The 15,067-nt window shown below is 39.6% G+C and carries 17 protein-coding genes; 3 read left to right on the plus strand and 14 right to left on the minus strand.

What is annotated here, in order from left to right:
* Positions 1-18 precede the first annotated feature (18 nt).
* Together AAEZ18_RS13120 and AAEZ18_RS13125 are read right to left on the minus strand one after the other, a co-directional pair.
* Complete coding sequence (locus AAEZ18_RS13120) at positions 19-1,866, minus strand: ABC transporter ATP-binding protein (RefSeq protein WP_350594961.1); 1,848 nt, start codon at positions 1,864-1,866, stop codon at positions 19-21.
* A gap of 172 nt (positions 1,867-2,038) precedes the next feature.
* A complete protein-coding gene (locus AAEZ18_RS13125; RefSeq protein ID WP_350594963.1) occupies positions 2,039-2,836 on the minus strand; it encodes a spermidine synthase in 798 nt (265 codons plus the stop codon).
* A 397-nt stretch (positions 2,837-3,233) separates the two neighbouring features.
* On the opposite strand from AAEZ18_RS13125, the gene AAEZ18_RS13130 reads away from it, so the two are divergent.
* Entirely contained in the window at positions 3,234-4,652 is a 1,419-nt protein-coding gene (locus tag AAEZ18_RS13130; protein WP_350594965.1) for a M28 family metallopeptidase, read from the plus strand.
* Positions 4,653-4,777: 125 nt separating this feature from the next.
* Entirely contained in the window at positions 4,778-5,224 is a 447-nt protein-coding gene (locus AAEZ18_RS13135) for a DUF4826 family protein (protein WP_011328373.1), read from the plus strand.
* Positions 5,225-5,286: 62 nt separating this feature from the next.
* Here AAEZ18_RS13135 and AAEZ18_RS13140 read toward each other — a convergent pair whose 3' ends face one another.
* The 5 genes from AAEZ18_RS13140 to mnmA form a co-directional block, all read right to left on the minus strand.
* Complete coding sequence (locus tag AAEZ18_RS13140; RefSeq protein ID WP_339683034.1) at positions 5,287-5,754, minus strand: GNAT family N-acetyltransferase; 468 nt, start codon at positions 5,752-5,754, stop codon at positions 5,287-5,289.
* 9 nt (positions 5,755-5,763) lie between these two features.
* The gene (locus tag AAEZ18_RS13145; protein ID WP_011328371.1) at positions 5,764-6,909 is read right to left on the minus strand and encodes a cupin domain-containing protein; all 1,146 of its coding nucleotides are present in this window, start codon (positions 6,907-6,909) and stop codon (positions 5,764-5,766) included.
* 89 nt (positions 6,910-6,998) lie between these two features.
* Entirely contained in the window at positions 6,999-8,369 is a 1,371-nt protein-coding gene (purB, locus tag AAEZ18_RS13150; protein WP_011328370.1) for an adenylosuccinate lyase, read from the minus strand.
* A 31-nt stretch (positions 8,370-8,400) separates the two neighbouring features.
* A complete protein-coding gene (hflD, locus tag AAEZ18_RS13155) occupies positions 8,401-9,003 on the minus strand; it encodes a high frequency lysogenization protein HflD (RefSeq protein WP_011328369.1) in 603 nt (200 codons plus the stop codon).
* Positions 9,003-10,103 (minus strand): tRNA 2-thiouridine(34) synthase MnmA, encoded by a 1,101-nt coding sequence (mnmA, locus tag AAEZ18_RS13160; RefSeq protein ID WP_011328368.1) that lies wholly within the window; start codon positions 10,101-10,103, stop codon positions 9,003-9,005. The genes hflD and mnmA overlap by 1 nt, the downstream gene beginning before the upstream one ends.
* 336 nt (positions 10,104-10,439) lie before the next feature.
* Between mnmA and AAEZ18_RS13165 the strand changes: the two genes are divergently transcribed.
* Complete coding sequence (locus tag AAEZ18_RS13165) at positions 10,440-11,711, plus strand: GGDEF domain-containing protein (RefSeq protein WP_350545876.1); 1,272 nt, start codon at positions 10,440-10,442, stop codon at positions 11,709-11,711.
* Positions 11,712-11,901: 190 nt separating this feature from the next.
* On the opposite strand, the gene AAEZ18_RS13170 is transcribed toward AAEZ18_RS13165, so the two are convergent.
* The 7 genes from AAEZ18_RS13170 to AAEZ18_RS13200 are packed head-to-tail and all read right to left on the minus strand — an operon-like array spanning position 11,902 to position 14,746.
* The gene (locus AAEZ18_RS13170; protein WP_350545873.1) at positions 11,902-12,048 is read right to left on the minus strand and encodes an NUDIX hydrolase; all 147 of its coding nucleotides are present in this window, start codon (positions 12,046-12,048) and stop codon (positions 11,902-11,904) included.
* Positions 12,020-12,700 carry a pseudouridine synthase gene (locus AAEZ18_RS13175; protein WP_350545871.1) on the minus strand — a complete coding sequence of 227 codons (681 nt, stop codon included), beginning with the start codon at positions 12,698-12,700 and terminating at the stop codon, positions 12,020-12,022. Before AAEZ18_RS13175 ends, AAEZ18_RS13170 begins: the two co-directional genes overlap by 29 nt.
* Positions 12,700-13,029 carry a TusE/DsrC/DsvC family sulfur relay protein gene (locus tag AAEZ18_RS13180; RefSeq protein WP_011328365.1) on the minus strand — a complete coding sequence of 110 codons (330 nt, stop codon included), beginning with the start codon at positions 13,027-13,029 and terminating at the stop codon, positions 12,700-12,702. Before AAEZ18_RS13180 ends, AAEZ18_RS13175 begins: the two co-directional genes overlap by 1 nt.
* Positions 13,030-13,032: 3 nt before the next feature.
* Positions 13,033-13,299, minus strand: coding sequence for a sulfurtransferase complex subunit TusB (gene tusB / locus AAEZ18_RS13185; RefSeq protein WP_041454715.1), 267 nt, complete (start codon positions 13,297-13,299; stop codon positions 13,033-13,035).
* 20 nt (positions 13,300-13,319) lie between these two features.
* The gene (tusC, locus tag AAEZ18_RS13190) at positions 13,320-13,676 is read right to left on the minus strand and encodes a sulfurtransferase complex subunit TusC (RefSeq protein WP_041454449.1); all 357 of its coding nucleotides are present in this window, start codon (positions 13,674-13,676) and stop codon (positions 13,320-13,322) included.
* Positions 13,673-14,026, minus strand: a complete 354-nt coding sequence (gene tusD / locus AAEZ18_RS13195; protein ID WP_011328362.1) for a sulfurtransferase complex subunit TusD — start codon at positions 14,024-14,026, stop codon at positions 13,673-13,675. Before tusD ends, tusC begins: the two co-directional genes overlap by 4 nt.
* 54 nt (positions 14,027-14,080) lie before the next feature.
* Complete coding sequence (locus AAEZ18_RS13200) at positions 14,081-14,746, minus strand: Bax inhibitor-1/YccA family protein (RefSeq protein ID WP_041454448.1); 666 nt, start codon at positions 14,744-14,746, stop codon at positions 14,081-14,083.
* Positions 14,747-15,067 lie beyond the last annotated feature (321 nt).

A 15,067-nucleotide genomic window follows, 5' to 3' on the forward strand; every position in this document is an offset into this window, starting at 1 on the left:
TGTTAATACTTAAAAAAACTATTCAACGCCAATAAACCCACCTGTTTGATGTGCCCAAAGTGCAGCGTAAATCCCATTCTTAGCTATTAACTCATCATGTGTGCCTTGCTCAACAACACCGCCGTTATCAAGTACGATAAGCCTGTCCATTTGCGCTATGGTTGATAGCCTGTGAGCAATAGCAATTACTGTTTTATCTGTCATTAAATCATCAAGACTTGCTTGAATAGCGGCTTCTACTTCTGAATCAAGCGCGCTGGTGGCTTCGTCGAGTATGAGAATAGGGGCGTTTTTAAGCAGTACGCGCGCAATAGCAATACGTTGGCGCTGCCCACCCGATAAGGTAACGCCACGTTCGCCTACTTGCGCGTCAAAGCCTTTATTACCTTTGCTATCAACTAAGTCGGTTACAAACTCTAGCGCTTTAGCTTGCTTGGTGGCATCGATCATTTCGGCTTCAGTGGCATCTGGTCTGCCGTATAAAATGTTGTCTTTTACTGAGCGGTGCAGCAGGGAAGTGTCTTGAGTTACCATGGCAATGTAACGGCGTAAGCTTTCTTGGCTCACATCGGTAATGTTTTGGCCGTCAATTTTTATACTGCCAGAGTCGGTGTCGTAAAAGCGTAGTAGTAAATTAACTAGCGTTGATTTACCCGCGCCAGAGCGACCCACTAAGCCAATTTTTTCACCGGCTTTAATATTTAAGTTTAAACCGTTAATAACTGGGCCACGCAGCGTTTCACTCGCTGCTTTGCCGTAGTTAAAGTGCACATTGTTAAATTCAATTGCACCTTGGCTAACGTTAAGAGTGCTGGCATTGGGTTTATCGGCTACTGCAATTGGGTTAGAGAGGGTTTGCATGCCATCGGCTACGGTGCCAATATTTTCAAATAAGCTGCTTATTTCCCACATGATCCACTGCGCCATACCGTTTAATCTAAGGGCTAAACTTACCGCAACGGCAATTGCTCCTGCGCTAATGGCACTTAGCGACCACAAGTAAAGTGATACCGCAGTGACCGAAAACACTAATAAGTAATTTAAAGTTTGAATAACAAAGTTGAGGCTGGTAACTAAGCGCATTTGCTTGTACACCGGCTGTAAAAAAACATCCATACTTTGTTTTGCGTATTCTTCTTCGCGTTGGGTGTACGAAAATAGTTTAATGGTAGCAATATTAGTGTAGCTGTCGACAATGCGGCCGGTCATTTCTGAGCGGGCATCGGCTTGTGAGGTAGCCACTTTTTTAAGACGCGGTACAAAGTAAAGTTGAATGCAAATATACAAAACAAGCCAAATAAGTAAGGGTAACATTAAGCGCCAATCGGCCTCGGCTACTAAAAACAACATAGAGCCAAAATAAACGATTATGTACATTAATACATCGAGTAGTTTTGTTACAGCTTCGCGTACAGCCAGAGAGGTTTGTAATACCTTGGTGGCGATGCGTCCGGCAAATTCATTTTGATAAAAACTAACACTTTGGCGCAATAAATATCTATGTGCTAACCAGCGAATCGACATAGGGTAATTGCCCAGTAATGCCTGGTGCAAAATTGCAGAATGAAAAAACACCACTACAGGCAGCACCACAAGGAGCATAAGGGCCATTTTTGTCAGCTCGGACTGCTGCTCTACAAAGAGTGTTTGTGGTGTATAAATTGCCAGCCAATCAACTAGTTGCCCCATATAGCTAAATAGCGATACTTCTAAAATAGCGAGCAAGGCGGCACTTAACGAGAGTAGTGCTAGCGACAGCCCCATGCCTTTGGTGTAATGAAGGCAAAACGCAAGCAGCGTATTAGGTGGCTGCGTTGGCTTATCTTGTGGGAACGGCTTAGTGATGCGCTCAAATAGTCGATACATTTTAATAGCTTAAATGGCAAGTAATTGCAGCTATCATAGCATTTTTGTGTTTTTAAATGCAGCTTAGTAGAGGCTTAATTACTCATACTCTAAGGTATAATTAATATTAGTAAGCATTAAAACAATACTAAGATTGCTATTATCAGCCGTTATTGAACAGCCCCATTAAGTTTTATTTTGCTTCTATATGGTAAATAGTATTTATATTGCTATGCAAGTTTGGCGCTATGCTTTGCATTACTGTTGAGGCTTGTATTGCCTCTACCGTTATATGCTTTAACGACAGGTTACTTAGTATAAGAACAATGTTTTTGTATTCATAAAACTCTATAAGTGCAATACAGTTAAAGTAATGGCGTAACAGTACTAAAGTAGTTTGTAATTCTTGCCCTGTTTTAGGATTTAGGTTAATGATTGCCTGGCCGCTTTTATTAATGCAGTGGTTAATGGCGTGCCAAAACGACTCGCTTTGAATAAACGTTTGGTGGTGCTCGCCACTAAATATATCTATGTAAATTAGGTCGTATTGTTGAGTGCATTGACTAATAAATTGCTGAGCACATTGCAAGTGCACAGTATGATCACTGGGTAATTTAAAAAATTGCTTAGCGATACTTATAACATCAGGGTTTATTTCTACACTTTCAAACGTATCAATTAAATTACGGCGGCTAGATTCAATGTGTTTAAGTGCGCGCTCTATTGCTGCAGTGCCTAAGCCCAAATTTAAAATACGTAGCTCACTAACCGGGGCTAATAAAAATAACAACATGCTTTGATATATTGGTACACATAATAGTTCAGGCCGGGCTTTGCTCATTACTCCTTGAAGAGTAACGCCTAGCAGCGGATCGTTATTAAAAGTGAGCCATCTATAATCTTCATTTTGATAAACGCGTACCGGACCAAACTTACTGTCGGCATGATAGATTTGATTACTGAGCTTGGTATCGTTTTTTAATTGGCGCATAAAGTTTTTAATAAATAAAAACCCTAGTGTGGCATAAATAAAATAACTATATTACTAAATAACCTGAGTTCCGGATAATAAACCTATCTCAAGCAGCTATTTTCAGCGCTAACTGCGTTGAATTTACTTGCAATAGGCCAGCTATTGACGCGTAAATTCGCCTTATTTTCACTGAAAATCTCTGGCTAGAGAAATAAAATTAAATATAACTATGATTCAATACGTTAGTAAATCTCTTAACCAGAGTTCAGGTTAAATATTGTAGTTGCTAATTATTTGGCTTAATTAAACCTTTAACCTGTACTCTAGCTTACTTTTTTGTGGTGCCTACCGCAAAAGTATTGCGCAATAAGCTTACTTGCGTAATGGTGATTATAATAAAAATAAGGAGCTATAAATGCTTAAAACACCTTTTAAAATAACAACAAGATTACTTAGCGTGAGTACCCTTACAGCTGCTTGTTTTGTGGGTTTAACTTCGCAAGCATTGGCAGCGGGCGAGATTAAATACACTGATCAACAAAAATTGCATGCTATAGCCGGTGATATTTCAGCGCAGCGTATTGGTGGCGATATTCAAACGCTGGTGGATTTTGGTACGCGCCATACATTATCAGACACTAAATCGGAAACCCGTGGCATTGGTGCAGCAAGGCGCTGGATAAAACAAGAGTTCGAAAAAATATCAGCACAATGCGGCGGATGCCTAGAGATTATTGAAGTAAAAGACACTATATCGGGCGAAAAACGAATTCCTGATGCAACCGAAGTGGTTAATATTGTCGCTATTCAGCGCGGTATAAGCGAGCCTAACCGTATGGTAATAATGTCGGGCGATATAGACTCACGCGTAAGCGATGTGATGGATTTTACTAGCGACTCGCCGGGGGCTAACGATAACGCCTCTGGTGTGGCGGGCGTAATAGAGGCGGCGCGTGTATTGAGTAAACATAAATTTAATGGCTCTGTGGTGTACGCGGCGCTGTCGGGCGAGGAGCAGGGTTTATTTGGTGGTAAAATTTTAACCGCTTATGCGCAAAAACACGACTGGCAAGTACACGCAGTACTAAACAACGACATGATAGGCAATATTACCGGGGTTAATGGCGTAACCGATAACACCACAGCGCGGATATTTTCTGAAGGTACGCGCGTAATAGAAACTAAAGAGCAAGCACGAACGCGGCGCTTTACGGGGGGCGAGGTTGACTCAGCTAGTCGTAACTTGGCGCGTTACATAGATACCATTGCCGACAGATACATTGCTAATTTAAATACTATGTTAGTTTATCGGTTAGACCGATTTGGTAGAGGTGGGCACCATAGACCTTTTAATGACGCGGGCTTTGCTGCAGTGCGCATTATGGAAACAAACGAGCATTACGATCGCCAGCATCAAGACTTACGCATTGAAAACGGCATTGAATATGGCGATACGATCAAAGGCGTTGATTTTGACTATGCGGCCAAATTAACCGCACTTAATGCTGTAAGTTTAGCGTCGATGGCGTGGGCACCAGCCCCTCCTAAAGACGTGAAAATCGCGGGTGCGGTAACGGCTAATACGCGTTTGTCGTGGCAGGCATCTAAAGACAATAATATAACCGGTTATCGTATTTATTGGCGTTATACCAGCGAGCCACAATGGCAGTTTAGTAAAACCGTGGGTAAGGTTACTCAAGCTACACTTAACAATGTAGTAATTGATAATTACTATTTTGGTGTTGCAGCCATTAATAAAGAAGGGATTGAGTCGCCGGTGGTATTTCCGGGGGATGTGGGCTCATTCGATCATAATATTAAAATAGTTAAGTAAAGCTTATAAATTTGGCTAAAAACCAGGCAAACAGCGGGTTTGAGGCTAAAAAATACTATTTTTGTACTTGCACCTTATTTGTTAAGCCCTTAAAGTGTTAAAAAAGAAGTAAAAGGTTATTAATAATGACACAACAAGAAAAAAAACCGTTAACAGCACAAGAACAAGCTCAAGTAGAGCAGCAAAATATATTATGGCAGCGTGAATGCTTTCAAAACGCACAAAAGCATTTAGCTGAAAAAGGCATTATGCCTAAAACGTTGATTGAAAAAGACAGTCGTTTTTTAGCCCCATTTTGTGCTCTATGGAAATTTAAGGCGCAAAACGGTAAAAACTATTGGGTAATTACCGGTCGTTTACCAACTGATCATGCTGAAGTGAGTGCTGCAAAAGATGCTCGCGATGCAATACGTTATTTTTCACTGCAATGGCAGTTAAAAGCTGATCAAATAATGCAAACAGGGGCGAGTGATAAAACCAAGGTTGATTTTGCCAATTTACTGATCAATCGTGCCCATGGTTTATACGAAATGCACGAAAATGAACAACTGTGGGCTAACGAGCCTAAATAAGTTTAATATGTTTGTATAACAAATTAAAAAAGCGAGCTACTTTGTTTATTGTAGCTCGCTTTTTAATGCGTTAACGTAAATGGACGAGTTTCAAAGCTGGTAACAGGGCATTGCATTCGTAGCTTTGCAATGCCAGCCTCCATGAATACATTGCCTTGTTGGCTAAAGCCATTTTGTTTAAATAATTCAACTTCTTCTAAAATGCAGTTAATACTCAGTACTTCAATATTTTGCTCTGCAGCAAGTGCAACAATAAAGTTAAGTAGGGATTTGTAAACATTGCGATTGCGGTGGGGGGGTAATACAGCTATACGGCCTATAAGGCCATCGCTACACAGCCTGCCTGTGGCTACAGGAGACTGTGTGTCGTTGGTAATACAGGTGACAAGAATATGTTGGGCAAGTGGGTCTAGGTTGTCAAATTCAATATGTTTAGGAATATGTAACTCATAAACAAATACACGCTCTCTTATTTGCTGCAGTAGCGCTTTTTGGCTGTGCCAATCGACCTGTTCTACCCGGTAGTCCATAATACACCTCTAATTGAACCAAATACCCTCATTAATTAGTGTAGTGAATATTTCAATAAAAACTAGACTTGGGGCCGTGTTTTTTAGCTGTTGCGCATTAAAGCCTGTAAAATCAGTAAGTAACTTAACAGCATTCAAGTCACTATTTGGTACAGAGTAGTTTTCTCCGTTAACACTTACTAATAATTCATCAGCTGTTTGCTGATATATAGCACGCGTTCCACCTAGGCGTTCAAAGCTTATGTCGTCACTGTTTATTGCATCGGCTATTTGCGCCGCATTAAACGGTTGCTCAACAGGCATTAAGTCCATATCGTGCTTTGGTTGGCTTAAAGTTGTGCCAAGCCATTGTTTAAATAAGGTGTGGTCGTTTAGTAATGCCTGCATTAGCACTTTTACTTTATCAACCTCAGTATCGCTCAGCTCGCCCTTAGACTCTCTTAATGTAAGGTTGTGGTCGGTGTAACGTTTTTGTCCGCTTTCGGTATCAATAATATGATCGGCAAAGCTAGAGAGTAAATCTTGTTGATTTGGCGCTCTAAAACCCACCGAATAATTAAGGGCGTTTTCTACGGCATAACCTTCGTGCGGGCAACCTGGTGGAATATATAAAATATCGCCGGGTTCTAAAATACAATCAATAACCGCAGTAAACGCTTCTACTTGCAATAATGTTTTATTTTGGGTGAATTGTTTAAGGCTAGGATCTGGCAGGCCTACTCGCCAATGGCGTTTGCCTTCACCTTGAATAATAAATACATCGTATTGATCTAAATGCGGGCCAACACCACCGCCAGGCGTTGAATAGCTGATCATTAAATCATCTATGCGCCAGTTTGGGATAAATCGAAACGGCTCTAGCAGCTGTGCTGCATCGTTATGCCAATGATCAACCGCTTGTACTAATAAAGTAGAGTGTTGCTCTGTAAGCTGTTCAAAGTCTTCAAACGGCCCTTGGTGCGATTGCCATTCATTATTATGATTAGTAACAATACGCGACTCTATGCTGTCTTCCATTGCAAGGCCTGCAAGTTCATTCGCATCAAGCGGGTCCTGAAAATTACTAAAACCTTGTTTAATTAAGAGTGGTTTTTTTTGCCAGAACTGAGTTAAAAACTCTTGCTCTGATAAGTCATTTATTTTTAATTGATACATACAGTGGCCCTACAAATTAGTGCAAGTGGTATTAAAACAAAAAAAGCGAAAGGAGACCTTTCGCTTTTTCATTGATTTTAGTTTAGTTATTAAACTAAATCATCAATAAACTCAACAGCGCGGCCAATATAATTAGCAGGTGTTAGTTTTTTCATTTCTACTTTAGCGTGTTCAGGAAGGTCTAAACCATCGATGAAGTCTGCCATTATTTCTTGGTTTACACGTTTGCCACGGGTTAAGTCTTTAAGCTTTTCGTATGGCTTTTCGATACCGTACTTACGCATAACTGTTTGAATTGGCTCTGCTAGCAATTCCCAGTTTTGATCAAGCTCTTCTAATAAACGTTGCTCGTTTACTTCAAGCTTACTTACACCTTTAAGTGTTGATTGGTATGCAATAAGTGCATAACCCATACCTACACCTAAGTTACGTAATACCGTTGAGTCGGTAAGATCACGTTGCCAGCGAGAAACAGGCAGCTTTTGTGCAAGGTGAGAAAAAATAGCATTTGCTAAACCTAAGTTACCTTCTGAGTTTTCAAAATCAATAGGGTTAACTTTATGTGGCATTGTTGATGAGCCAATTTCGCCAGCAATGGTTTTTTGCTTAAAGTGATTAAGGGCAATGTAACCCCACATGTCACGATCAAAATCGAGCAGTATTGTGTTAAAACGGGCAATAGCATCAAAAAGCTCAGCAATGTAGTCATGCGGTTCAATTTGTGTAGTAAACGGGTTTAGAGTTAAACCTAGGCTTGATACAAATTTGTCTGCATGTGTGTGCCAATCGTAATCTGGGTATGCACTAAGGTGAGCGTTGTAGTTACCTACAGCACCGTTAACTTTACCTAGCATTTCTACTTGTGCAATTTGGTCGCGTTGACGTTTTAAGCGCATGTAAACGTTAGCAAACTCTTTACCCATAGTAGACGGTGTAGCAGGTTGTCCGTGCGTACGTGTCATCATAGGGATTGTTTTGTACTCAATCGCTTTTTCTTTAATTGCGCTAAGTAACTGATCGCAATATGGTAGTAATACATTATTGCGTGCTTCAGTTAGCATTAAACCATGAGATAGGTTGTTAATGTCTTCAGAGGTACATGCAAAATGAATAAATTCGTTAATTGCATGTAGTTCTGCGTTATCGGCTACTTTTTCTTTTAGAAGGTATTCAACCGCTTTAACGTCGTGATTTGTTGTGCGTTCAATATCTTTAACGCGCTGTGCATCAGCTTCGCTGAAGTTATCAACAATGGCGTTTAGTAATGCATTAGCTTGTTCGCTAAATGCAGGGACTTCTTTAATATCGCTCGCTGCAGCTAACGCTTGCAACCAACGCACTTCAACGGTTACGCGGTATTTGATTAGGCCAAATTCGCTGAAAATACTGCGTAGTTCAGTGGTTTTGCTGCCGTAGCGACCATCCACTGGAGAGATAGCCGTTAACGCTGAAAGCTCCATAATAACTCCTAAATTTTAGTTTGAACGATAATTAAATTTTTGCTTTAGCAATGGCGATTATTTTTCTTTTTGCAAAGAAAAAGTGACGGCGTTTACCGCCCATTTGTCGCCATAAAACTGCACTTCTAATACCGGCTAATAATAATGCGCGGATTTTATTTTGAGTGAGCTGCTGCTTTAGTAACTCAGGTTTACCATAAACCTGTATACGGTGCCCAAGGGGGCTTAGCACCGTTGAGTATATATCCGCTAAACCGGCGACAACGCTCTCGTCGGTTATAGCAAAATGATCTAAACGTCGATGAATGTCATCAATACGTTTACCTAATTCGTTTAAGCTTTTGTCGTTTGCACTCAAGGCACGTTCTAGCTGCATTAAACCACCGACGTATTTTACAATTTCAACATCTTTTTGCGCGCCAGCACTTAGCTGTGCCAATAATGTTTTGTAGCCATCGCGTAGGTTATCTGTGCCTTGGTATACATCCTCTGGCGATGCCGGCGAGGTTTGAATAATACTCGAAAGTAGTATTTCTAAATCGTGTTCATTATTATTGCCGTACTGAGCAACTTTTTGAACTTGTTTAGCAACTTGGCACATGGCGGCAAGCGCCATGACTTGGTGTTGATTCATTATTTGATCACCGAATCAATAATACCACCACCTAAACACACATCTTCTGCATAAAATACGGCAGATTGACCTGGAGTAACGGCTTTTTGTGGCTCGTCGAATAATACGCGTGCCATGCCGTCTTCGCCTACAAGTAGCGTACAGCTTAAGTCTTCTTGGCGGTAACGGGTTTTAACTGTGCAGCGAGTAGTGCCTTTAGGGCCAATACGGTCAACCCAGTGCAATTGGTTAGCATTAAGGCCATTACTGTATAGGCGAGGGTGATCTTTACCTTGGCCAACAATAAGTACATTTCGCTCAAGGTCTTTATCTACTACATACCATGGCTCTCCTGAGCCTTCTTTCATACCACCAATTAGCAAGCCTTTGCGTTGACCTAGGGTGTGATACATTAATCCTTCGTGCTCGCCTACATTGTTACCATCAGTGTCTTCGATAACACCAGGTTGGGCAGGTAAAAACTTTTGTAAAAAGTCTTTAAATTTGCGCTCACCAATAAAACATATACCTGTGCTGTCTTTTTTATCGTGAGTAATTAGGTCTTGCTCTTCAGCTATGCGGCGTACTTCTGGCTTAGCAATATCGCCAACAGGGAATAATGTTTGGCCAATATGTTCGTGGCTAAGCGTGTATAAAAAGTAGCTTTGATCTTTATTATCATCTAACCCGCGGCACATAACGTATTTGTCATCGCGTAGTTCGCGGCGTACATAGTGACCGGTGGCAATAAAGTCGGCGCCTAATGCTTGGGCCGCAAATTCTAAAAAGGCTTTAAATTTAATTTCTTTATTGCACATTATATCTGGGTTAGGTGTACGACCTGCTTTGTATTCAGCTAAAAAGTACTCAAATACGTTATCCCAATACTCAGCGGCAAAGTTAACTGTATGCAGTTCAATACCGAGTTTATCGCAAACTGCTTGCGCGTCTTTTAAATCATCAGCTGCGGCGCAATATTCATCATTGTCGTCTTCTTCCCAGTTCTTCATAAACAGGCCTTCTACCTGATAGCCTTGTTGCTTTAACAAATATGCAGATACAGAAGAATCAACACCGCCGGACATACCTACGATGACTTTAATGTGACTATTTTCGCTCATGAATAATTTCGCTTATACAGATTACTGTTATTAATAACATCTTGGAAAGGCCGCGATTATAGCATGTATTTAAGCAGCGCTTAAAGAGGCTTAGCCGTAATGCAGCGCTTTTGTGATTATTTTTTATTTAGACTAAACTTATTTAGCAGTTAGAACGTAAGGTAAAACGAAAGTAAATTATATAAAAAAGTATGTTAAGTTTTAAGAGTATTATGGCTTATAGCTTTGAGTAGTAGCTTAGTGCTATATTTACATTGTTAGTTATTGTGTATTTGCCAAGGTTTAATATTACATAGTAATTACAATTATTATAAATATAGTCAAAGGAATGAATATATGAATTATGCGTCACATGTCGACAGGATTAAATCTTTTATTATCAGTGCATCAAACGACGTTGATTTTAAAGATTTGCTTGCCAGTACATCAACCGATTTAAAAAAATCGGCTTACTACCTTTTTAATCAAATAATTAAAGTTACACCACCTTATTCATATCAAGATCCACATCCTATATCTGAGCTATTTAGGCTTACAGAGCAATCGCTTAGTTTAAATAATCAAGCACAAAAAGCGATATTAACACGCTTAGAAAAATGGTGGCTTGAATGGCACTTTGTCGCCATTATGAATGCTAAACTAGCAAATGAGTACAGTGATACACAACAAAACTATATAACCAATAGTACCCATCATCCAATGCGAAAACATGAGTTGAGCCATTATGCAAAGTTATTTACTATTTTACCTATGCCTATATGTAATGTGTGTAGTGACACAGGTGATATTTTAAAAGTTAATCAGCGATTTATTGATGTTTTTGGTTACAGCATAGAAGATGTCCCCAATTTGGACATTTGGTGGGTAAATGCGTACCCAGATTTAAACTATAGGCAGTCAGCACAAACCTTGTGGGAGCATTCGATCGCTCAAGCCGAAAAAAAAAATAACGACATCCAAGCAAATGACTACCAAATAGTATGTAAAAATGGTGAGCAAGTAACAATGCAAATTTCAGGTATAAGCATTGGTAATGAGTTTATTGCTGTTTTTAACGACGCAACGGAGCGTATAAAAGCCCAAGATATTTTGCGTGATATGGCCTTTTTAGACTCGTTAACTAAAATAGCTAACAGGCGTCGTTTTGATGAAAAGTTAGCCGATGAATTTGAGCGAGTAAATAACCTTAGTGGTCAGCTATCTATTATTTTAATTGATATTGATAACTTTAAACAATTTAATGATCGTTACGGTCATTTAGCGGGTGATGAATGCTTATACGCTGTTGCACAGAAACTTGCCGATACAGTGAGTCGCCCAGAAGATTTTGTTGCCCGTTATGGGGGCGAAGAGTTTGTAGTATTACTACCCCAAACAGATAAACAAGGAGCGCTCTTTGTGGCTGAACAAATTCAAAAAGCGATTGAAAAATTAGCTATAATTCATGAAGACAGTTTTACTGGTTTGTTGTCGTTAAGTATGGGAATAAACACGATAGATGAGCATGTATGTAATGATTATGTAGATTTTATTAAAGCAGCCGATAGCGCCCTTTATTATGCAAAAGATCAAGGGCGGAATTGTATTGCGCTTAGTTCAGTATGTTAATTAATCGTCGTGTTAGGCTGTCGTTTATACACTTTAAAACAAGAGAACTGCGTAGATGCATTGTTTTAATTTTCTAAAAGCTATACTAACCGGCAGAGGTAATATCGGGCTCAAGCGGTATTGGGATTGTAATACAGTTGTCGGCTGTAAAAAAAGAAAAATTATAAGTCCCATTTGTAGCATGTAAGTTTTAAAAGCCTAAAAATTCTTCTGGGTACAGTGCTAAGCCAGTTTCCTCTAATAACTCTCTGCTTGCGGCTTGTGCCAGGATTTCGTTTTTTACAATTGCCACCACGGTTGCATACGGCTTATGCACGGTTACCTTCGCGTACTTCATACTCGCCGTTATTAATACCATCTAGGGTATATTTACCAATACTATAGCGAATTAAGCGCAAAGTAGGGTGGCCAATATGTGCTGTCATGCGTCTAACTTGGCGGTTACGCCCTTCACTTATTGTTATGCTGAGCCAAGTTGTAGGTATTAGTTTTCGCTCTCTTACTGGCGGGTTTCGCGCCCACAGCGTTGGTTCACTGATGATACTCACTTTAGCGGGTAATGTAAGGCCATCTTTTAATTCTACGCCTGTGCATAGTGCAGCAATTGACTCTGAGCTCGGCTCACCTTCTACCTGAACCCAATAAGTTTTACTGGTTTTTTTACCCGGTGCGGTTAGGGTGTTTTGTAATTTACCGCAATTGGTGAGCAGTAATAAACCTTCACTGTCTCTGTCGAGTCTGCCTGCAGCGTAAACTTCTTTTATAGGAATAAATTCAGCAAGGGTTTTTCTGTTGGCATCATCAGTAAATTGGCACAAAACGTCGAAAGGCTTATTAAATAAGACTATTTTTATATCTTGTGAAGCTATTGCTGGTTTTATTTCTCTTTTTGAAGCAACGCTTTTTAGCGTGCTGCGAGAATAGGTTCTGCCAGTATTACGTTTGGGTTTAGCTGTGTACTCTTGCTTATTAGCTGACTTATTATTCATTATATGCACCTGGCAGGTTTTGGTAAGCCGGCAATTTTAGTCGCTTGTTTTGCCGGGCCTTTAGGAAATAATTTATATAAATATAGGCTATTACCTTTATCTTCACCGAGTGCTTTAGCCATGGCTTTTACCAGCATTCTAATAGCGGGGCTGGTGTTGTATTCTAGGTAAAAGTTGCGAACAAAGTTAATAACTTCCCAATGCTGCTCAGTTAAACTAATGTTTTCTTGCTGTGCAATAATGGGCGCTAATTCTTTTGACCATAAAGTATGGTCAAGTAAATAACCTTGTTTGTCTGTTTCAAGCTGTTGGTTGTTAATTTCAAGCATAAGTTACCAGGTAATAGATTGATTGGTTGATAAGCTAAGGGTTACAAATTCGTCATAGCTAATTACTTTATCGTTATTATTTAGCTTTATAGCGCGAGCACTCGCATCAGGCGCTAAAATAAACAATGATTCGGCAAATTGTCGATACTGCTTTGCTGCATAACAGGCATCACCAACCAGAAGTACAATATCAGTTGCTTGAATTAGGTTTTCTAATCGATTGGCGCTGTAGTAGCTAAGTGGTTTAGAAAATATATGTAAGGTGCTCAAAGCATTAGTTTGTAGGTTACTCATAGGTTCACCACATGTTGCTGGGTTTTAATTAGCGCTTTTTGCTGATCAAAGTTTAGTGCTTGCACATCTAACAATAAATCATTTTTGTTTAAGCCATAATCGAGTAGTGACTTTTCGCAGACGTAAATATTTTCAACGTCATAAATTTCCAATGTTTTAATGTTTTTAAAAAAATCTTTTATACCAAGCATATTTGGTTGTTGTTGCTTTTTTAGTGCCAGTACAGCTGGGCCACTAAATAGCCAACTGATATTCTGATCGACAGCTGCAAATATGAGGGTCATGTCTAGGGCGTCGCGAATATGCAAGTCATCAAAAGGACTGCATTGGCTCATTACGAGTACGTTAATCATTTAAACTGTATCCATTTGTCGGCATCACTAGCAAGCATGGCAAATTCAGCAAGCCCAGCAACATTAAACACATTGGTGTGTTTAATGTCTAAACCACGTTTTTCAGCGGCGGTTACACATAACATTAAATTAATTTTTTGATCTGCTAATTGCTGCCACAACATCGGAATTTGTAGCTCATCAGTGGGAAGATCAAAGTGGTTTGAAGCATGATAAACCCCTTGCTGATATAAAAATATAGCGTCTATGGTGTGTCCTTGCGCTAAGCAAGCGTGCGCAAATTTAACTAAACGCTGCGTAGTATCGTGATCAGAGGGTGGAGTATGTAAAGACAAGACGAAACGCGACAAAATTATTCCAAAAAAAAGCCCCAATTAAGGGGCTATTTTAACAGAACTTTTTAATTAGTCATTATTTGCGCCAAGCAGAGCAAGTAATGAAGTAAATAAGTTATATACACTTAGGTAAAGTGACACAGTTGCGCGAATATAATTTGTTTCGCCACCGTTAATAATACGGCTGGTATCAAATAAAATTAAACCAGACATAATTAATACTACAGCAGCATTAAGTACCATAAACATCAGTGAACTACCGATGAAAATATTAACAATGCTTGCCACAATAACTACGATTAAACCAACCGTTAAAAAGCCACCCATAAATGAGAAGTCTTTTTTAGTGTTAAGTGCATAAGCCGATAAACCAAAAAATATCAGCGCGGTAGAGCCCAGCGCTTGCATAATTAGCATAGGGCCATTAGGCATTTCTGCATAGTGGTTAAGCATTGGGCCAAGGCCTGCGCCCATTAAGCCGGTAAAAGCAAATACCCAAAATACACCAGATGCAGTTTCTGCTTTTTTATTTACTACAAATAATAAGCCGAACGAGACAAGTGTGAACACTAATCCCATAAAGTATGGTAACTGTAGTGCCATTGAAATACCCGCTGTAACAGCGCTAAATGCGAGTGTCATAGCAAGTAATAGGTAGGTGTTTTTAAGCACCTTGTTTGTTTCAATGGTAGACATTACCGGTTTAGCGGTATTGTACGATTGATTAAACGCCATTGTAGAGCTCCTGTGGTTGAAACTGAGTAGTTCCGATAATTTAACTAAAATTAGATTAACAACTCTTATATGTTTGGGCAAACCTTTGTAGTTCAATAGAGTGAAATATTTAAATAAAAGTTCAATTACAATTAATACAGGCCACTTTTGCTTTAACTTTAAACAAATTAGTTGTTTTTTAATCACTTAAACAATTAATTTAAAATAAAGCTTCACAAACCTCTGCGCTTTCCCTATTATTCAGGCCGTGCGGAGAGATGGCAGAGTGGTCGAATGCACCGGTCTTGAAAACCGGCATGGGTTTATAGCCCATCTAGGGTT

Source organism: Pseudoalteromonas sp. 19-MNA-CIBAN-0066 (assembly GCF_040308705.1).
GTDB classification, from domain to species: domain Bacteria; phylum Pseudomonadota; class Gammaproteobacteria; order Enterobacterales; family Alteromonadaceae; genus Pseudoalteromonas; species Pseudoalteromonas nigrifaciens.